Consider the following 18,217-nt stretch of genomic DNA (forward strand, 5'->3'; position numbering starts at 1 on the left):
GGTGACGCCGAATCCATCGGCCGGGCACGGGCGTTCAGCACTCCGGCCGGCGCCGCGGAAGTGACGCCGGACCGGTCCCTGGGCCCGGCCTGCGGTGGACGTGGTCCGATCGTGGGCTGCTCCGGCGCGAGCGAGTCGCTTCCGCGCCGTTTCGACGTGTTCATCGGCGACGCGGCCTGACGGGCGTTCCCGGACAGCCCCCGGGCAAGGGGCAAGCTCTCCAGAGGGCCGTCCGTACTGAATGGAAATCCAGGTCAGGGCCAGACCAGGCAGTACGCCTGATGCCCCGCGTCATGCAGACGATGGCTGAAATCCTGCCACTGGTGCAGCAGTTGGTAGACGTTGAACGCGTCGCGCGGGCCGCCGCGGTCCGGGACCGTGGACCAGATGAAGGCTGCGGCACCCACCGTCTCCTCGCCGACGCCGCGCAGCGGGTCGACGACCGTCATCGGGAGCCTGACCACCGCGTAGTCGGGGTGCAGTACGACCAGTTCCAGCGGTGGGACCTTGTGCAGGGGTATGCCCTGGATGCCGGTGAGGACCATCGCCGCCACCGTCTCCGGCTTGATCTTGGTGAACATGCCGCCCGTGCCCAGTTCGTCGCCGCCGAGCTCCTCGGGGCGCATCGAAATGGGCACGCGTGCCGCGGTCGCCCCGTCGGGGGCACCGAAATACTTGTAGGTCACCCCCACCCGGCCACCACTCCTGCTTCCGGCTCCGACACCCTGCGCACCATCGGCCTGTATGCCCTGCTTGCGTTCCGCCTCACGCCGGTGCCGACCCCGCCGGGCAGGCTCGGGCCCCAGGTCGTCGGTCCCTTCGCCCACTCCGCCACCGCGATGCATATCTCATCCACCCGACTACTACTTAGGAGACACAGCCCCCGCCGCGCAACCCGATCATCGTGTCAGTGACCTCCCCCACGGGCGTGCGGTGAAACACCTGTCCGCAAGACCGTCCGTGGCTCTGACACCATGGCTTGTGTGAGCTTTCCCTATGACGCCCCAGTTTCGCAGACGCTTTTCGACCGCGCGTCCCTCGTGACGCCCGGCGGCGTGAACTCTCCCGTCCGTGCCTTCCGGGCCGTGGGTGGTACGCCCCGCTTCATGGTGTCCGGTACCGGTCCGTACCTCACCGATGCCGACGGCCGTGAGTATGTCGACCTCGTGTGCTCGTGGGGGCCGATGATCCTCGGCCATTCCCACCCCGAGGTCATCGCCGCAGTCCAGGAGGCTGTCGCCCGCGGCACCTCGTTCGGTACGCCCGGTGAGGGCGAGGTCGCGCTCGCCGAGGAGATCGTGGCCCGGGTCGAGCCCGTGGAGCAGGTGCGGCTGGTGTCGTCCGGCACCGAGGCGACCATGTCCGCGATCCGTCTCGCCCGCGGGTTCACCGGCCGGCCCAAGGTGGTGAAGTTCGCCGGCTGCTACCACGGCCACGTCGACGCACTGCTCGCCGCCGCCGGGTCCGGGGTCGCGACCTTCGGCCTCCCGGACACCCCGGGGGTCACCGGTGCGCAGGCCGGCGACACGATCGTGCTGCCGTACAACGACCTGGACGCCGTGCGGGAGGCGTTCGCCGCGCAGCCCGGTGAGATCGCCTGTGTGATCACCGAGGCGTCGCCGGGCAACATGGGCGTCGTACCGCCGCTGGACGGTTTCAACGCCGGGCTCAAGGAGATCTGTGCCGCGGGCGGTGCGCTCTACATCTCCGACGAGGTCATGACCGGTTTCCGTACCTCGAAGGCCGGCTGGTTCGGCATCGACGGGGTGCGGCCCGACCTGATGACCTTCGGCAAGGTCATGGGTGGTGGCTTCCCGGCCGCGGCCTTCGGCGGGCGTGCGGACGTGATGGCGCACCTCGCCCCGGCCGGTCCCGTCTACCAGGCGGGCACCCTCTCCGGTAACCCGGTCGCCACCGCCGCCGGTCTCGCCCAGCTGCGGCTGCTCGACGACGCCGCGTACGCGAAGGTGGACGCGGTCTCCGCGGAGATCCGCGGCCTGGTCAGCGAGGCGCTCGCCAAGGAAGGTGTGGCACACACCGTGCAGACGGCGAGCAACATGTTCTCCGTCTTCTTCACCGACCGGCCGGTGCGGAACTACGAGGACGCGAAGCAGCAGGAAGCTTTCCGCTTCACCGCCTTCTTCCACTCGCTGCTGTCGCAGGGCGTCTACCTGCCGCCGTCCGCCTTCGAGTCCTGGTTCGTCTCCACCGCCCACGACACGCAGGCCGTCGAGCGCATCGCCGCCGCCCTGCCCGCCGCTGCCCGCGCCGCATCGGAGGCCACCGCATGAGCGAGAACGGAAGCCGCAAGGACATCACCGTCGTCCATCTGATGCGGCACGGCGAGGTGCACAACCCGGAGGGCGTGCTCTACGGGCGCCGCCCCGGCTACCACCTCTCCGAGCTCGGCCGGCAGATGGCCGACCGGGTCGCCGAGCACCTGGAGGGCCGCGACATCACCCATGTCGTCGCCTCCCCGCTGGAGCGCGCCCAGGAGACGGCCGCACCGATCGCCAAGACGCACGGCCTGGACCTGGCCACCGACGAGCGGCTCATCGAGGCCGCCAACGTCTTCGAGGGCAAGACCTTCGGGGTCGGCGACGGGGCGCTGCGCAAGCCGGACAACTGGAAGCACCTGACGAATCCGTTCCGGCCGTCGTGGGGCGAGCCGTACATCGAGCAGGTCGTACGGATGATGGGCGCCCTGGACGCCGCGCGTGACGCGGCGCGCGGGCACGAGGCGGTGTGCGTCAGCCATCAGCTGCCGATCTGGATCGTGCGCAGCTTCGTGGAGCGGCGGCGGCTGTGGCACGACCCGCGCAGGCGGCAGTGCACGCTCGCTTCGCTGACCAGCTTCACGTACCAGGGCGACAAGATCGTGTCGGTCGGGTACACGGAGCCGGCGCGGGATCTGGTGCCGGCGCATCTGCGGGCCGGCGCGAAGCCGGTGAAGGGGAAGTCGAAGGCGTTCGGCGCGTAGCCGGCCCGGGGCCGGCGGGGTGTGGGGTGGGGTGGAGTGCACCCGAGCCCCGGCCCCGGGCCGCCGGTTTCCCCGGTCGTCCGGTTGCCGGTTTGTTCTCAATCGCCGGACGGGCTTGATCTTTTCGCCCGTCCGGCGTTTTTGCTGCTGTCACGGGACCGGCGCTCCGAGGCGGCGGTTGAGCCCTGCTCCCGCCGCGTCCAGGTCGCTCAGTCATGCGTTCGGTCAAGGCCGAGGTCTGGTCGCGCACAGAAAAATATGCTAATCGGCGGAACCTCTGGGCTGCTTCCCTCATCTAAGCCTTTGCCAGTTTGTATGGACTTGAGGCAAAACGACCGCAGATGGGGAACTCATGCGCGACATCAGCCGAAGGGGTCTGCTCGGAACCGGGCTTGGGGCCGCGGCCGCCATCGGTCTGACGGGGTGCGGTTCCTCCGGCACGGGCCGGCCGGGTGCTGAGACGGGGACCGCGGGGGACAAGGGCGCCGACGGGCACACCCGGGGGACCGGGCCCGCGAAGAAGGACGTTCGCGAGATAGGGGATGGTTCCACCGCGGACACCGGGAAGCAGCCGCACCAGCCTTCCGCGCCGGTTCCGCTCGAACCCGGGCAGACGCCACCGCAGTTCGTGATCTTTTCCTGGGACGGGGCGGGCGAGGTCGGCAACGGGCTGTTCCCGCGCTTTCTGGAACTCGCCAAGGATCATGAAGCGTCGATGACCTTCTTCCTCTCCGGCCTCTATCTGCTGCCCGAGTCGAAGAAGTCCATGTACCGGCCGCCCAACAACCCGATCGGTGCTTCCGACATCGGTTATCTCACCGATGACCACATCAAGGAGACGCTGAAGTGCGTCCGTCAGGCCTGGCTCGACGGGCATGAGATAGGCACCCACTTCAACGGGCATTTCTGCGGCGGTTCCGGATCGGTCGCGAACTGGTCGGCCTCCCAGTGGCGGAGCGAAATCGATCAGGCGGTCTCCTTCGTCACCGAATGGCGCACCAACACCGGCTGGAGCGACCTCGATCCGCTGCCTTTCGACTACCGCAAGGAACTGGTCGGCGGCCGCACTCCCTGCCTGCTCGGCCAGGACAATCTGCTGCCCACGGCGCGCAAGCTCGGCTGGCGCTACGACGCCAGCTCGCCCGGTGGCACCCAGGTGTGGCCCCGGAAGCGTCAGGGCGTGTGGGATCTGCCGCTGCAGGGCATGCCGTTCCCGGGGCACTCCTTCGAAGTCCTTTCGATGGACTACAACATCCTCGCCAACCAGTCGGTGAATTCGACCAGGGGCGTGCCTTCGCGTTATCCGGGCTGGCGCAAGCAGGCCGCCCAGTCGTATCTCGCCGGTTTCAACCGTGCGTACACGACGAATCGCGCGCCCTTCTACATCGGAAACCACTTCGAGGAGTGGAACGGCGGCATCTATATGGACGCGGTCGAGGAAGCGCTCAAGAAAATCGCGGGCAAGCCGGATGTACGGCTCGTCTCCTTCAAGCAGTTCGTCGACTGGCTCGACGTCCAGACCCCGGCCGTGCTCGACAAGCTCCGTACGCTGGGAGTCGGACAGTCTCCCGAAGGCGGCTGGAACGCCTTCTTTAAACAGACCTGACAACGGGCTTTACGGGCACCGAGGGGGGTGCCCGAGATCGCCGGAACCGCCATGCGAAACTTTTCACATGAGCTATGGCCGCGCACCCCGACGCCGCTTCACCCTGCTCGCCGCCCCCGCAGCGGCCGTCGCACTCGCACTCACGCTGACCGCGTGCAGTGGGGACGGCAACAAGGCCGGCGGTGGTGGCAATACGAACTTCGTCACGGGCAGTGGCGGAATCGCCACCGTGGCCAAGGGTGACCGCAAGGCCGCCCCGAAGCTGGACGGCGAGACCCTCGACGGCAAGCAGCTCGACGTCGCCGACTACAAGGGCAAGGTCGTCGTGCTGAACATGTGGGGCTCGTGGTGCGGACCCTGCCGTCTGGAGGCCCAGTACTTCGCGAGGGTGGCGAAGGAGACGAAGGACCAGGGCGTCCAGTTCGTCGGGATCAACACGCGCGACGCCAAGAAGGGCCCCGCGGTGAGCTTCGAGAAGGACTACGGGGTCCCCTACCCGAGCCTCTTCGACCCGACCGGCAAGCTCATGCTCCGCTTCCCCAAGGGCACGCTGCGTCCGCAGGCCATTCCGTCGACCGTGGTGCTCGACCGGGACGGGAAGATCGCCGCCCGTTCCCTGACCGGGCTCGACTCCGACAAGCTGCACAAGATGATCGACCCGCTGATCGCGGAGAAGTGATTCCGTGCTCACTCTTGCCGCGGTCCAGGGCGAGAACCTGACCATCGAGAACGGGGCGCTGATCGTCGCCCTGCCCGTCGCCGTACTCGCCGGGCTCGTCTCGTTCTTCTCGCCGTGCGTCCTGCCGCTCGTTCCCGGTTACCTCAGTTACGTCACCGGGGTCAGCGGCACGGACCTGGCGCAGGCCAAGCGGGGGCGGATGGTCGCGGGCGCCTCGCTCTTCGTGCTCGGTTTCACCGCCGTGTTCGTCTCCGGCGGCGCGCTCTTCGGCTTCTTCGGCCAGACCCTCCAGGAGCAGAGCGGGATCCTCACCAAGATCCTCGGCGTGCTGATGATCCTGATGGGGATCTTCTTCATGGGCCTGATGCCCTGGATGACGCAGCGCGAGTTCCGTATCCACAGGAGGCCGGTGACCGGGCTGGCGGGCGCGCCGCTGCTGGGCGCCCTCTTCGGGATCGGCTGGACCCCGTGCCTCGGCCCGACGCTCAGTTCGGTGAGCATCCTCGCGATGGACCAGGGCACCGCCGGACGCGGGGCCATACTGACCGTCGCGTACTGCCTCGGGCTCGGTCTGCCCTTCGTCCTCGCGGCGGTCGCCTTCCGCAAGGCGCTCGGCGCCTTCGGCTGGGTCAAGCGCCACTATGCATGGGTCATGCGGATCGGCGGCGTCATGATGATCGCGACCGGGCTGCTCCTGCTGACCGGCGTCTGGGACACCATGATGCAGGAATTGCAGGGCTGGTCCAACGGCTTCACTGTGGGGATCTGAGTTCCATGAGCAACACCAAGTCCAACCCGGCCCCGGAGCGCGAGCACCGGGACGAGCGCGAGCGCCAGGACGAGCGGGACCGGGAGAACGCCCGCGAACTCGGTGCGGCCGGCTCCCAGCTCTCCACCGCCCCGCGCGAGGAGAGCGTGGCCAACCTGCCGGCCATGGGCGTCATCGGCTGGGCCCGCTGGTTCTGGCGGCAGCTCACCTCGATGCGGGTCGCGCTGATCCTGCTCTTCCTGCTGTCGCTCGGCGCCATCCCCGGCTCGCTGATCCCGCAGAACAGCGTGGACGAGCTGAAGGTGGAGACCTTCAAGAAGGCCCACACCGCTGTCTCGCCGATCTACGAGAAGCTCCAGTTCTTCGACGTCTACAGCTCGGTGTGGTTCTCCGCGATCTACATCCTGCTGTTCATCTCGCTCATCGGCTGCATCGTGCCGCGCACCGGCCAGTTCATCGGCCAGCTGCGCAGCCGGCCGCCGGGCGCCCCCAAGCGCCTGACCAGGCTGCCCGCGTACACCACCTGGCGCACCGAGGCCGAGCCCGAGCAGGTCCGCGAGGCCGCACTCGCCATGATGCGGCGGCGGCGCTACCGCGCGCATACTGCGGGGGACGCGGTCGCCGCGGAGAAGGGCTATCTGCGCGAGGCCGGGAACCTGGTCTTCCATGTCGCCCTGATCGTGATGCTGGTGGCGTTCGCCTGGGGACAGCTCTTCAAGTCCGAGGGCGGCAAGCTGATCGTCGAGGGCGACGGCTTCTCCAACACGCTGACGCAGTACGACGACTTCAAGCCGGGTTCGATGTTCGACAGCGACTCGCTCGCCCCGTTCAGCTTCAAGCTCGACAAGTTCATCGGTACGTACGAGCGCAGCGGCCCCCAGATCGGTACGCCCCGGACCTACGAGGCCCATGTGACGTACGAGAAGGGCGCGTACGGCAAGCCGCAGAAGACCGTCATCAAGGTCAACGAGCCCCTCGTCATCGACGGCACCAAGGTCTATCTGAACGCGCACGGCTACGCGCCCGTCGTCTCCGTCAAGGACGCGAGCGGCAAGGTGGTCTACCGCAACGCCGTGCCGCTGCTGCCCATCGACAACAACGTCACCTCGACCGGGGCGATCAAGGTGCTGGACGGCTACCGCGACAAGAACGGCAAGAAGACCCAGCTGGGCTTCCAGGCTTTCTTCGTGCCGAGCTTCGCGGGCGAGAACCAGGGCACGATGTTCTCCCAGTTCCCCGCCGCCGACAATCCGCGGCTCGCCCTCAACGGCTACCACGGCTACCTCGGGCCCGACTCCGGGCTGGCGCAGAACGTGTACCAGCTCGACAAGTCCAAGATGACGGAGTTCAAGGACAGCAAGGGCAAGCAGCTCAAGCAGCGGCTGGCCGTCGGCGACACGATGAAGCTGCCCGACGGCGCCGGTTCGATCACCTTCGAGGGCGTCGAGGAGTGGGCCAGCTTCCAGATCTCCGAGCAGCCCGCCAGCGGCTGGGCGCTCACCGGCGCCATCGCCGCGATCGCCGGACTCGCGGGCTCGCTGTTCATCCAGCGGCGCCGCATCTGGGTGCGGGCCGTGCGCGGTGCGGACGGCGTCACCGTCGTCGAAATGGCGGGTCTCGGCCGCAGCGAGTCCGCGAAGCTTCCCGAGGAGCTGGCCGATCTCGCGGTCACGCTCAATGCCGTGGCGCCCACAGCGCCCGGCCCTGACACCGACCCCGGATCCGATGCCGGCTCCGTCGAAGAATCCTCCGTAGAACCTGCCGAAGGGGCTGAGAAGTGAATCTCGCCGCCGCAACCAACGAGAACCTGGCGCACACCAGCAATGTGCTGATCTATTCGTCGATGGCCGTCTACACCCTGGCCTTCTTCGCGCACATCGCGGAGTGGGTGTTCGGCAGCCGCAGCAAGGTCGGCCGCACCGCGGCCGCCCTGACCGAGGCCGAGGCCGGGGCCGAGGGCGCCGGGGCGTCGGCGAAGGTGCAGGTCGCGCAGAAGGGCGGCGGCACCGCCGTACTGGACCGCCCGAAGATCATCACGCGCTCCGCGGCCGGTACCCGAGACGTCCCGGACGGGCCCGGCGCGGCCGGTGGCACCTTCAAGGGCGACCTGTACGGACGCATGGCGGTCTCCATGACCGTGCTCGCCTTCCTCGTGCAGGCCAGCGGCGTCATCGCCCGCGCGCTGTCCGTGCAGCGTGCCCCCTGGGGCAACATGTACGAGTTCTCCATCACCTTCTCCACGGTGGCGGTCGCCGCGTACCTGACCCTCCTCGCGCTGAAGAAGAACGTCCGCTGGATGGGGCTGCTCCTGGTCACCACCGTCCTGCTGGACCTGGGTATCGCGACCACGTGGCTCTACACCGACAGCGACCAGCTGGTGCCCGCACTGCACTCGTACTGGCTCTGGATCCACGTCTCCACCGCCATCCTCTGCGGCGCCGTCTTCTACATCGGCGCGGTCGGCACCCTGCTCTACCTCTTCCGCGACAGCTACGAGAACAAGCTCGCCAATGGCGGGCAGCCCGGTTCGTTCGCCCGGTCCGTGCTCTCCCGGCTGCCCGCCGCCGCCTCGCTCGACAAGTTCTCGTACCGCATCAACGCCGCGGTCTTCCCGCTGTGGACGTTCACGATCATCGCGGGTGCCATCTGGGCGGGCGATGCATGGGGCCGCTACTGGGGCTGGGACCCCAAGGAGGTCTGGTCCTTCATCACCTGGGTCGCGTACGCCTGCTACCTGCACGCCCGCGCCACCGCAGGCTGGAAGGGCCGCAAGGCCGCCTACCTGGCACTGATCGCGTTCGGCTGCTGGCTCTTCAACTACTACGGCGTGAACATCTTCGTCACCGGCAAGCACTCCTACGCGGGCGTCTGACCGGCCCCATCCCGTACGGGTGCGGATCCCGCACCACCGGGCCACGCTGGAACCATGACCGATGCGACCCCCGTCATCGAGCGTGGCACCAGCGAAACCCATGGTGACCGGCACATCCTGCGGTTCACGCTACGGCTGCCCCACCCCGTCCCACGGGTGTGGGCAGCCGTTGCCAGTTCCGAGGGGCTGCCCGGCTGGCTCGCCTGCGCCGACCCGTTCGAACCGCGCATCGGCGGGGCCGTCACGCTGCGCTGGCTGAACACCGACCGGGACGGGCATGCCACGGTCGCCACCGGCACCGTCACCGCCTGGGACATCGAGCGGGTCGCCGAATACACCCTCGAAGGACCCCACGGCCGCATCCGCTTCCACCTGGAGCCACCGCGCGGCGACCATGTGCTGCTGCGCTTCACCAACGAGTTCCGGGGCGACGACGAGCTGCGCCTGGACTGCCTCGCCGGCTGGCACGACCACTTCCGCTACCTCGTCGACGCGCTCGACGGATACCCCGCCGACTGGTCGAAGTGGACCCCGGTCCGGTGGGCGGGGCTGCGCGAGGAGTACGCGGCGGCCGAGCGGTGACGCGGCGTCACGGTGCCGAGGACGGCGGCAGGCACTTCGGGTCCGGCGGCGTGCGCTCGGGCCAGGCGATCGCCACGAACCGCTGACGGGCGTCCTCGGGCGCCAGCTCCACCACCGGCACCGCCTTGTTGTACGGGTTTCCGTGGTTGTCCAGGCAGATCCAGCCACTGGCCCCCGACACCCGCAGCGAACCCTTCACCCGCGGCCACTGCTCACCCACGTCCGCGGGCTGCGGAAGTTGCTTGCCTTCCCCGGTCGCCTGCCGGATGCCGTGCACCGCCAGCGACATCGCGTCGTACGCGATGATGACCTGGCCGTCGGTCAGCTCCTGGTGACCGGTCGGACCGATCGGGCCCACGGGCTTCTTCGCCACCGTGGCCAGCAGGTCCAGGAAGCTCCGGTAGTCCGCCGGGGAACCGCCCGTCGCCGCCCCGCCCTTCTCCTTCGCCACCGCCCAGGCGTCCGGGTGCGCCAGCGAGGCGTAGCGGACCGTCACCTTCCGGCGCAGCGCACCCCGGTCCAGCTTCTTGTCGTTGCCGAGGTACGAGCCCTCGTCGCCGGTCAGGATCGTGAACGGGCGGCTCTGGCAGCCGCGGGACCCGAGCGCGTTGATGAACTGCCGCAGCTGGGTGTGGCGTCCGGCGAAGAACACCGTCTCCGCGTCCGTGTCGCAGATGAGGTGTGTGATCTGCTGGAACGTGTTGGCCGTGGTGCCCTCGTCGTTGGGGTCCTTGCGCGAGGTGAACAGCTGCGGCTCGTACTGCGTGCCCTTCACCAGCGAGGTGAACGCCGCCCGCAGCGTGTCCGTGTAGTGGTCCCCGGTGCGGGTGTCCTGCACCAGCAGCGCCTTGTCCGCCTTCACCTTCCCGAAGTGCGCCAGCGCCCGCGCCTCGTCCCGGTTCGTCGGCGACACCCGCGCCAGACCGGGGAACGGGTCGCCGCCAGGGCTGTTGGCGATGTCGTCGGCGGTGATCGTGGTACCGACGACCGCGATGTGCGCGGCGGTCAGCTCCTTGACCGCCGACCTGACCTGCGTACTGCTGGTGGCGACCCCCGACACGGCCCGCAGATGGTCCGGGGCCCCGGTCATCTTCTTCAGCCGGTCCACCGTCGGCTGCCACAGCAGGTTGTTCTTCCCCGTGTTGGCGAGAACCAGCCGGATCCCCGGCACCTGCTCGTTCGACAGATGGTTGGCCCGGTACTGCTCGGCGAACGCGCCCTGCAGCTCGCGCTGCATCTTCGTCTGCATGGCTTCGTCCGTCGACGTCAGCGGCAGCAGCAGCGCGACCGTCGCGTACCGGCCGGGCTTCAGGGTGTTGTTCTCCCGGGCGATGGCCGCGGCGACCTCGGTCAGCTTCGGCCGCCCGAAGTCGTAGCCGTCGCCGGAGACGCCTATGCATTCGTCGCTGCCCTGCGGCCGCTCGACACCCTTCGCGCACGAGCGGTCCTCGGGGGCGGTGAGCCGGCCTATGCCGTACCAGCCGGACGTGACGACCAGGGCGCCGACCACCACCGTGGTGACCACCTTCTGCCTTGCCGTGTACCAGACGTGATAACGCAGTGGATTACGCATCCGAGCCACCGTTCCCCCGCCTCTGCCCGCTTCCGCCCGTGCCCGGTCCGCCCGTGTCCGACGATCCCGGCGGCATGGACAGCGGCCGCCAGGCCCTGATGTCCCGCGGCCAGTGCGTCGCCGCGTCCCACAGCACGCTGTTGCCCGTCGGATGCCTGCCGGACAGTTGTCGCAGTTCGTGCGCCATTTTGTCGATCACCTCTTCGTCCGGCACAGCCAGTGGATCGGACAGCAGCCATACCGCGTGCAGCAGCCGGCGCAGCTGCAACTGGAGCTCCACGGCCCGCTCGCCGAGCCCCGCGAGCCCCGTCTCCCCGTCCGGCAGCGAACCGGCCGCCTCGCGGCCGAGCGCGACCGCCCGCCGCGGATCGGGGCCGGCGTGACCGGGCGGACGCGGATACGGGGCCGAGGCGATGAACCGCAACGAGCCGAGCCAGGCGGTGACATCCCCGTCGGTGAACCGCTCCCGCAGATGCGTCACGCAGTCTCTCGTCCTGCCCAGCACCAGCTCCTGGTGCAGCCGGTGCGGGACGCTCGGGCAGCGGCCCCCGGGCGCGTACGCCGTGCGCAGCGTCTCGTGCACCGCACGCCACACCGCGTAGTACGGATGGTCGTCGTCCTGGAACCGCAGCCGGTGCAGCAGCAGCGCACGCAGCAGCGGATCGGCGACGAAGTACTCGGGGCCGACCGGCCAGTCCTGGGCCCGCAGCATGTCCCGCACCTGCAGCGCCACATCGCCGTCCAGCGACCGGCCGCGCAGCCGGGCCGTGGCCAGCAGCCGCGCCGAGTCCTCTGAGTGCGCGGCGGCCAGCACACTCAGTACGTCGAGCTGCTGCCCAGGCAGCAGCTGAGCCAACAGCTCGTCCGCGACCCGCACCGGCGCCCGGCCCTCACGCAGCTCCACCGTGCGGCCCAGCAGCGCCCCCGGCACCAGAGAGCCCGGCTGCGACGCTCCCGGCACCAGCGCCTCGCCCGCCGCCTGCGCCAACAGCGCCACACCCAGCGGGCGCCCACCCGTCAGCCGGTGCACCCCACGTGCCAGCCCGGCCGGGGTGCGGCCCACCGGATCGTGCCGGTCGAACGCCGCCTGTACGTGCGCCGGGCTCAGCGCGGTGAGCTCCACGGCCAGAATCCCGGACGTCACCTCCGAACCGCGGACCCAGTGCGAGCCGTGCGCCACCTCGGGCAGCCGCCGGCGCACCGCATGGCTCAGCCCCTCATGGTCACGGGCGCGCGAGGAGGCGAACAGGGCGATCTGATCGCGCACCCCGGAGGCCCGCTGCCGCAGCACCGGCTCGACCAGCTGCCGGCCCAGCAACGTGTGCGCGTTGTCCAGCAGGAGCACAGGACGGCCCCGGCGGGCACCCCGCGCCAGACCCCCGTACGCCCGCACCAGATCCGCGACCAGTGCGAGCACCAGATGGTCCTCGGCCCGGCGGCGCAGATCGCCGCCGCGCTCGAAATCGACCGCCAGCTGCCGCAGCCCGATCCGGCCGTTGCCGCCCGCGTGCGGATAACTCCCGTACCAGTCCGCCGAACGCCGCTGGAACCGGCTGAACGTCTCCTCCAGCACCGTCTCGATCGTGGCCTCGGCGACCATCCCGGCCAGCGGGACCACCGAGTCGAAGGCACTCGCGGCCAGCTTCGTCAGCACCTTGGTGACCCAGCCCGTCGCCGCGTCCCCACGGGTGTCGACGGTCGCCAGCACCGGGCCGAGCGACTGCAGATCCCGCTGTGCCCGCGTCTCGTCCTCCCGTGTCCAGGAGATCGAGGCGACCGCCACGAGCCCGAGACTCAGCCGGGGAAACTGCACCGGCCGCGCGGCACGCACCTTCGCCGTCAGCTGGGTGGCGAGCTCCGGCAGCGCCCCGGTGACCGGAGTCCAGCCGGGGCCCGGGTCCGCGGGCGGCGCGACGGCCTCGCAGTCGACCAGGGCCACCGGAGTGATCTCCCGGTACAGATGACGCAGTTGTTTGAGCGCGGCCGTCTTGCCCATGCCGCGGCCGCCGGTCAGCACGGCGACCGGCGGATCGTCACGGTGCTCGTAGGCGACCCGGGCGGAGCCGTACGGAGTGAGACCTGTCAGACGCGCCGCAAGTCCGTCGTTGCCGAAGATCGCCTCGCGCCCGTACAGCTCTCTCTCCACAGCACCCCCAGCGCCGATGCCCCACCCGAACTGTCACACCGTCAACACAAGGATATCGGCAGGGTGTTGGAGCAGGGTGAAGAATTTCGAACGATCGGGAACGCGGGGCCGTAAATCAGTCGGCGCCGATGTCCTCGTTCCACACGTCGGGATGCTCCCGTACGAAGTCCCGCATGAGTGCGACGCATTCGGCATCGTCGAGCAGCACGATCCCCACCCCGTGCCGGGCCAGCCAGTCGTGTCCGCCGGGATAGGTCTCCGCCTCGCCGATCACCACCCGCGAGATCCCGAACTGCCGCACGAGACCGCAGCAGTACCAGCACGGGGAGAGCGTCGTCACCATCGTCGTGCCCCGGTACGAGCGCTGCCGTCCGGCCGCTCGGAACGCCGCCGTCTCCGCGTGCATGGACGGATCGCCGTCCTGGACGCGGCGGTTGTGGCCGCGGCCGAGGAGGCTGCCGTCCGGCCCGTAGAGCGCGGCACCGATGGGGATGCCGCCCTCGGCGAGCCCGGCACGGGCCTCGGCGAGGGCGGCGGCGAGCATGGCGCGGTAGTCGTTCACGCGCCCACTCTCCACCGTGTGGACAGCGGATTCCCGGCACCCACGACGGCCGCAGCGTGTCCAACGACATGCACGGGCCGCCGACAAGCGCCGGCCGGCCCTTCGCGATTACGAAGCGGGTGGCGCCGACTCCTCCGGCCCCGCCCCGCTCTCGCGACGCTTGAGCTCCTCCTCGCGGCGGCGCAGATCCGCCTCCCAGTCCTTGAGGAGCGACTCGTCCTTCTTGTTCTCTTCCTTCAGCGCCTTCAGGAACTCCGGATTGTCGTCCGGCGCCACCCACTGCGAGCGGTGATTGCGGTGCCATTCGGACGGCGTACGGCCCCCGGCGGGCACCTGGCGCATCTTGCCCGCGGCCAGCCAGACGATCGGGCCCACGATCCAGAACAGCAGGATGATGAAGACCCAGGCGATCTTCGGCAGGTGCTTGGCCTCGTCCTCGGGGGTGTTCAGGCAGTCGATGAACGCGTAGATCGTCAGCGCCAGAGGCAGGAGATAGATCAGGGCCCGGAACATGATGGAAAGGTCCCCCTGCGGAGAGTTGGCGGGGCTTGTCCGGCCCCGGTGACGGGCCCAGAGTAGCCGGTGTCAATTACGTCCCACGGCGAGCAGGTGGGAACTGGCGGCGAGCAGGTCGGGGTACGGCTCCGCCATGCGGGCCGCGGCCGGCGCGGAGGCGAACATCCATGATCCGGTGAGTGACTCACCGGTGTGCTGCTCGGTCGCTTTCAGCAGCGCCCGGACGGGGCCCTCGACGCCGTACACCCGGGTGTCGGTGAAGCCGGCCTCGCGCATTTCCGCCTCCAGCTCGGGATCGGTGTGGAAGTGCGCTTCGGTGAATCCCTCCTTCCCGTCGTGCGAACCGGTCGCCAGGATGCGGCCGATGCCGTCCTGGAGGGCCGGGCGGTCGAGGTGGGCAAAGGCGGTGTGCTCGAACAGCGAGGCGTACCGGTTGATGCCCGCCGCGGCGACGAGGCCGCCGGGCCGGACCACCCGGCGGCCTCGGCGAGGGCGGTTTTGCGGTCGGCGGCGTCGACGAGGTGGTACAGCGGGCCGAGGAGCAGAGCCACGTCGTACGAGTCGTCCCGGGCGCTCAGGGCTCGCGCGTCCCCCGGTTCGACGCTGCATCCAGAGGCCTCGGCCTCTGCGATGTGGCGCGGTACCGGGTCCACGAGGTGCACCCGGTAGCCGTCCTCGGCGAGCCACCGGGCGTGCGTCCCGGGCCCGCCGCCGACGTCGAGCACGGATGCCGGTGCGGGCGGGAGACGGCGGCGCAGGAGCTCCTGGGTGCGGACCGTCTCCAGGACGCCGCCGGTGCGACAGTGACAGAACTCCGTTTTGCTGCGGTCCGGGTGGCCGAGTGCCTGACCGATGCGCTTCGGATCGCCGAGAGCCGGGGCGGACGGCTCCAGCAGGGCCTTTCGGCGGAACGCGGCGTGGAGTCCGACGATGTTCGCAGGCCGTAAGCGCCCTGTATGCCGCGCGGAGCCTTCCGGCGTTGATGGTTACGGGGTGACCAGGCGGCTGCGGTTGAACCACAGGGGAGCCTCAGGTTCGGGCGGTTCGGCCCGATCGTCACTCGTATGGGCGATGGTCGGGCTGTGCTCGTTTCCGGCTCCGTCGGCGTGCTCATGATGGTCCCGCGAGGGGTTGGGGCCGGATGGCCGAGGGAGCCGTGCTGCGCCGACGGCGCGGGCGTGAAGTCGTGGAGACTCCGCCCGGACCGCCGATGGTGCGCGGCCGGGCCCCAGCACAAGCGCCCACGGCAGAAGCCCTGGGCAGGGCGAACGCAGGGGAATGGCTGTGCACCTGACTCCACATGAACAAGAGCGCCTGATGATCCATCTGGCGGCGGACGTCGCCGAGAAGCGCCGGGCTCGGGGGGTGCGGCTCAACTACCCCGAGGCGGTGGCGCTGTTGACCGTGCATGTCCTCGAGGGGGCCCGGGACGGCAGCACCGTGGCCGAACTCATGGCCTCCGGCCGGAAGCTGTTGTCCCGGAAGGAGGTCATGGAGGGCATCCCCGAGATGATCAAGAACGTGCAGGTGGAGGCCACGTTCCCCGACGGTACGAAGCTGGTCACCATCCACGATCCCTTGCCGGAGGCGGGCGAGGAGGAAGAGGCGCTCGTCTCCCCGGGGCAGGTCGATCACTCCGCGAAGCCGGAAGACAGGCTCGTACCCTTCAACGAGGGCCGGGAGATCACTTCCCTGACCGTCAAGAACCCGTGTGACCGTCCCATCCAGGTCGGATCCCACTATCACTTCGCCGAGGCCAACTCCGGGCTGGAGTTCGACCGTGAGGCCGCGTGGGGCAAGCGTCTGCACGTCCCGGCCGGCAGCTCCGTACGCTTCGAGCCCAGCATCACCGAAGAGGTCGAACTCGTACCCATCGAGGGCAAGCGTCTGGTCCACGGCCTGCGCGGAAGGATCGACGGTCTGCCCGGCAAGATCGACGGTTCACTCGACAACACCGAGGGTCCGTTCGGTGAGGTCGGAGGAGAGTCCGATGACTGACTTCACCGAGTGTCCTTGCTGCCCGGAGCACCCCAAGCGCTCCGATCCCCTGACCCGTGCCGCGTACGAGGACCGGTTCGGCCCGACGGTCCGCGACCGCATCCGTCTCGCCGACACGGAGCTGCGGATCGAGATCGAGGACGACTGGGCGGGTGGCCCCGGGCGCAGCGGGAACGAGATGGTCTTCGGTGGCGGCAAGGTGATCCGTGAGTCGATGGGGCAGTCCATCGCGCCGCGCGACCCGGCCGGTGCCGACGGGCCGGGAGGCCCTGGCGAGTCCGAAGGCGGCGAGGTCGTCATGCCCCCGGACACGGTGATCACCGGTGCCGTCGTCCTGGACCACTGGGGCATCGTCAAGGCCGATGTCGCCATCCGCGACGGTCGCATCACCGCGCTCGGCAAGGCGTACAACGACGAGACCATGGACCCTCTCCACGAGGGGGCCGGCAATCACAACGACGTCGGCCCGATCCCCACGGACTTCGTCATCGGCCCCGATACCGAGGTCATCGCCGGCAACGGGAAGATCCTCACTGCGGGCGGGGTCGACACACACGTCCACTTCATCTGCCCCGAGCAGGTCGGTGAGGCGCTGTCCGCGGGCGTGACCACGCTCATCGGTGGCGGTACGGGACCGGCGGAGGGCAGCACGGCCACCACCGTCACACCCGGTTCCTGGCACCTCGCCCGGACATTCGAGGCGCTGGACTCCTTCCCCGTCAACGTCGGACTGCTCGGCAAGGGCGCCACGATGTCGGAGAAGTCCATGTACGACCAGGTGGACGCGGGCGTCATCGGCTTCAAGATCCACGAGGACTGGGGCGCCACACCGGCGGTCATCAAGAAGTGTCTGGAGGTCTGCCGGCAGACTGGAGTCCAACTCGCGCTCCATGCCGACTCGTTGAACGAGGCGGGCTTTGTCGACGACACCATTCGGGCCATCGACGGCCACTCCATCCACGTCTTCCATGTCGAGGGCGCGGGCGGCGGCCATGCCCCCGACATGATCAAGATGGTGCATGAGGGCAATGTGCTGCCCGCCTCCACCAACCCCACTCGGCCACTGACCATCAACACGGTCAAGGAGCACTTCGACATGGTGATGGTCTGCCATCACCTCAACCCGAAGATCAAGGAGGATCTGGCCTTCGCGGACTCCCGGATCCGGCCCTCCACGATGGCCGCCGAGGACATCCTGCACGACCTCGGCGCCATCTCGATCATGTCGTCCGACGCCCAGGCCATGGGCCGCATCGGCGAGATGATCATGCGTACGTGGCAGACCGCGCACGTCATGAAGGTTCGCCGGGGCTTTCTGGAGGGTGACAAGCTGCCGGAGGGTGAACAGCCCACGGGCGACAAGGGCTCCGACAACAGGCGCGCCCGGCGGTACGTCGCGAAGTACACCATCAACCCGGCGATCGCCCAGGGAGTCGACGCAGTGGTCGGGTCCGTGGAGCCTGGCAAGCTGGCCGACCTGGTGCTGTGGGAGCCGAAGTTCTTCGGGGTCAAACCGCATCAGGTGATCAAGGGCGGGCAGATCGCGTACGCGCAGGTGGGCGACGCCAACGCGTCCATCCCGACCCCGCAGCCGGTCCTGCCCCGCGCCATGTGGGGCGCCACGGGCCTGGCGCCGCGCGCCACCTCGTTCAACTTCGTCACCCAGCGGGCGATCGACAACGGGTTGCCCGAACGGCTCGCGCTGGGCAAGCAGTTCAAGGCCATCAGCAGCACACGTGACGTCCGCAAGGCGGACATGAAGGAGAACGACGCCACCCCCGACGTCCGGATCGACCCCGACACCTTCGAGGTGATCGCCGGGGGCGCAAAGGTGGAGGACGTGACGACCTGCATCGAAGGCCAGATCGTCGAGCGGAACTACCCCCGTGAACTCCCCATGGCGCAGCGGTACTTCCTCTTCTGAGGTCCCGCGA

The 18,217-nt window shown here is 69.3% G+C and carries 16 protein-coding genes and 1 pseudogene; 11 read left to right on the forward strand and 6 right to left on the reverse strand.

Annotation, left to right across the window (positions count from 1 at the left end; all coding sequences use genetic code 11):
* Nucleotides 1–254: 254 nt before the first annotated feature.
* Nucleotides 255–845 carry a hypothetical protein gene (locus IEZ15_RS35860; protein WP_189281072.1) on the reverse strand — a complete coding sequence of 197 codons (591 nt, stop codon included), beginning with the start codon at nt 843–845 and terminating at the stop codon, nt 255–257.
* Between the two features lie 129 nt (nt 846–974).
* Between IEZ15_RS35860 and hemL the strand changes: the two genes are divergently transcribed.
* From hemL to IEZ15_RS35900, 8 genes are all read left to right on the forward strand, one after another.
* On the forward strand, nt 975–2,291 hold the full coding sequence (hemL, locus tag IEZ15_RS35865; RefSeq protein WP_373302695.1) for a glutamate-1-semialdehyde 2,1-aminomutase: 1,317 nt from the start codon (nt 975–977) through the stop codon (nt 2,289–2,291).
* Nucleotides 2,288–2,980 carry a histidine phosphatase family protein gene (locus tag IEZ15_RS35870; protein ID WP_114245128.1) on the forward strand — a complete coding sequence of 231 codons (693 nt, stop codon included), beginning with the start codon at nt 2,288–2,290 and terminating at the stop codon, nt 2,978–2,980. The genes hemL and IEZ15_RS35870 overlap by 4 nt, the downstream gene beginning before the upstream one ends.
* 352 nt (nt 2,981–3,332) lie before the next feature.
* The gene (locus IEZ15_RS35875; protein ID WP_189281074.1) at nt 3,333–4,586 is read left to right on the forward strand and encodes a hypothetical protein; all 1,254 of its coding nucleotides are present in this window, start codon (nt 3,333–3,335) and stop codon (nt 4,584–4,586) included.
* Nucleotides 4,587–4,653: 67 nt separating this feature from the next.
* Nucleotides 4,654–5,265, forward strand: coding sequence for a TlpA family protein disulfide reductase (locus tag IEZ15_RS35880; protein WP_189281075.1), 612 nt, complete (start codon nt 4,654–4,656; stop codon nt 5,263–5,265).
* Nucleotides 5,266–5,269: 4 nt separating this feature from the next.
* Nucleotides 5,270–6,034, forward strand: a complete 765-nt coding sequence (locus IEZ15_RS35885; protein WP_189281076.1) for a cytochrome c biogenesis CcdA family protein — start codon at nt 5,270–5,272, stop codon at nt 6,032–6,034.
* Between the two features lie 5 nt (nt 6,035–6,039).
* Complete coding sequence (gene resB / locus IEZ15_RS35890; RefSeq protein WP_114245124.1) at nt 6,040–7,815, forward strand: cytochrome c biogenesis protein ResB; 1,776 nt, start codon at nt 6,040–6,042, stop codon at nt 7,813–7,815.
* Nucleotides 7,812–8,906, forward strand: coding sequence for a c-type cytochrome biogenesis protein CcsB (ccsB, locus tag IEZ15_RS35895; protein ID WP_189281077.1), 1,095 nt, complete (start codon nt 7,812–7,814; stop codon nt 8,904–8,906). The genes resB and ccsB overlap by 4 nt, the downstream gene beginning before the upstream one ends.
* Nucleotides 8,907–8,960: 54 nt before the next feature.
* On the forward strand, nt 8,961–9,488 hold the full coding sequence (locus tag IEZ15_RS35900; RefSeq protein WP_114245122.1) for an SRPBCC domain-containing protein: 528 nt from the start codon (nt 8,961–8,963) through the stop codon (nt 9,486–9,488).
* Between the two features lie 7 nt (nt 9,489–9,495).
* Here the strand turns inward: IEZ15_RS35900 and IEZ15_RS35905 are convergent, their stop codons facing one another.
* From IEZ15_RS35905 to IEZ15_RS47365, 5 genes and pseudogenes are all read right to left on the reverse strand, one after another.
* Nucleotides 9,496–11,061, reverse strand: a complete 1,566-nt coding sequence (locus IEZ15_RS35905) for a type 1 periplasmic-binding domain-containing protein (protein ID WP_189281078.1) — start codon at nt 11,059–11,061, stop codon at nt 9,496–9,498.
* Nucleotides 11,054–13,207 (reverse strand): hypothetical protein, encoded by a 2,154-nt coding sequence (locus tag IEZ15_RS35910; protein WP_229846336.1) that lies wholly within the window; start codon nt 13,205–13,207, stop codon nt 11,054–11,056. The genes IEZ15_RS35905 and IEZ15_RS35910 overlap by 8 nt, the downstream gene beginning before the upstream one ends.
* Before the next feature lie 115 nt (nt 13,208–13,322).
* The gene (locus IEZ15_RS35915; RefSeq protein ID WP_189281090.1) at nt 13,323–13,751 is read right to left on the reverse strand and encodes a nucleoside deaminase; all 429 of its coding nucleotides are present in this window, start codon (nt 13,749–13,751) and stop codon (nt 13,323–13,325) included.
* 126 nt (nt 13,752–13,877) lie between these two features.
* Nucleotides 13,878–14,282, reverse strand: a complete 405-nt coding sequence (locus IEZ15_RS35920) for a PLD nuclease N-terminal domain-containing protein (protein ID WP_114245120.1) — start codon at nt 14,280–14,282, stop codon at nt 13,878–13,880.
* Nucleotides 14,283–14,354: 72 nt separating this feature from the next.
* Nucleotides 14,355–15,070, reverse strand: a pseudogene (locus IEZ15_RS47365) (class I SAM-dependent methyltransferase).
* Here IEZ15_RS47365 and IEZ15_RS45575 point away from each other — a divergent pair.
* The 3 genes from IEZ15_RS45575 (at nt 14,978) to IEZ15_RS35935 (ending at nt 18,207) form a co-directional block, all read left to right on the forward strand.
* Entirely contained in the window at nt 14,978–15,232 is a 255-nt protein-coding gene (locus tag IEZ15_RS45575; protein ID WP_373302696.1) for a hypothetical protein, read from the forward strand. The pseudogene IEZ15_RS47365 and the gene IEZ15_RS45575 overlap by 93 nt on opposite strands.
* A gap of 331 nt (nt 15,233–15,563) precedes the next feature.
* Nucleotides 15,564–16,283: an urease subunit gamma gene (locus IEZ15_RS35930; protein WP_268250471.1), complete on the forward strand. Its 720-nt coding sequence runs from the start codon at nt 15,564–15,566 to the stop codon at nt 16,281–16,283.
* The gene (locus IEZ15_RS35935) at nt 16,276–18,207 is read left to right on the forward strand and encodes an urease subunit alpha (protein WP_189281080.1); all 1,932 of its coding nucleotides are present in this window, start codon (nt 16,276–16,278) and stop codon (nt 18,205–18,207) included. Before IEZ15_RS35930 ends, IEZ15_RS35935 begins: the two co-directional genes overlap by 8 nt.
* The last annotated feature ends 10 nt before the right edge of the window (nt 18,208–18,217 follow it).

The sequence above is a fragment of the Streptomyces atratus genome, from assembly GCF_014648655.1.
In the GTDB taxonomy this organism is placed as follows: Bacteria; Actinomycetota; Actinomycetes; order Streptomycetales; family Streptomycetaceae; genus Streptomyces; species Streptomyces atratus.

Excerpts from the sequence above, each read along its gene's own strand:
- IEZ15_RS35870 (WP_114245128.1), top strand. The coding sequence starts at position 2,288 with ATGAGCGAGAACGGAAGCCGCAAGGACATCACCGTCGTCCATCTGATG.
- IEZ15_RS35860 (WP_189281072.1), bottom strand. The coding sequence starts at position 845 with ATGCATCGCGGTGGCGGAGTGGGCGAAGGGACCGACGACCTGGGGCCC.
- resB (WP_114245124.1), top strand. The coding sequence starts at position 6,040 with ATGAGCAACACCAAGTCCAACCCGGCCCCGGAGCGCGAGCACCGGGAC.
- IEZ15_RS35920 (WP_114245120.1), bottom strand. The coding sequence starts at position 14,282 with ATGTTCCGGGCCCTGATCTATCTCCTGCCTCTGGCGCTGACGATCTAC.
- IEZ15_RS35915 (WP_189281090.1), bottom strand. The coding sequence starts at position 13,751 with ATGCTCGCCGCCGCCCTCGCCGAGGCCCGTGCCGGGCTCGCCGAGGGC.
- IEZ15_RS35930 (WP_268250471.1), top strand. The coding sequence starts at position 15,564 with ATGGCTGTGCACCTGACTCCACATGAACAAGAGCGCCTGATGATCCAT.
- IEZ15_RS35905 (WP_189281078.1), bottom strand. The coding sequence starts at position 11,061 with ATGCGTAATCCACTGCGTTATCACGTCTGGTACACGGCAAGGCAGAAG.
- IEZ15_RS35880 (WP_189281075.1), top strand. The coding sequence starts at position 4,654 with ATGAGCTATGGCCGCGCACCCCGACGCCGCTTCACCCTGCTCGCCGCC.
- IEZ15_RS35900 (WP_114245122.1), top strand. The coding sequence starts at position 8,961 with ATGACCGATGCGACCCCCGTCATCGAGCGTGGCACCAGCGAAACCCAT.
- IEZ15_RS35875 (WP_189281074.1), top strand. The coding sequence starts at position 3,333 with ATGCGCGACATCAGCCGAAGGGGTCTGCTCGGAACCGGGCTTGGGGCC.
- hemL (WP_373302695.1), top strand. The coding sequence starts at position 975 with ATGGCTTGTGTGAGCTTTCCCTATGACGCCCCAGTTTCGCAGACGCTT.
- IEZ15_RS35935 (WP_189281080.1), top strand. The coding sequence starts at position 16,276 with ATGACTGACTTCACCGAGTGTCCTTGCTGCCCGGAGCACCCCAAGCGC.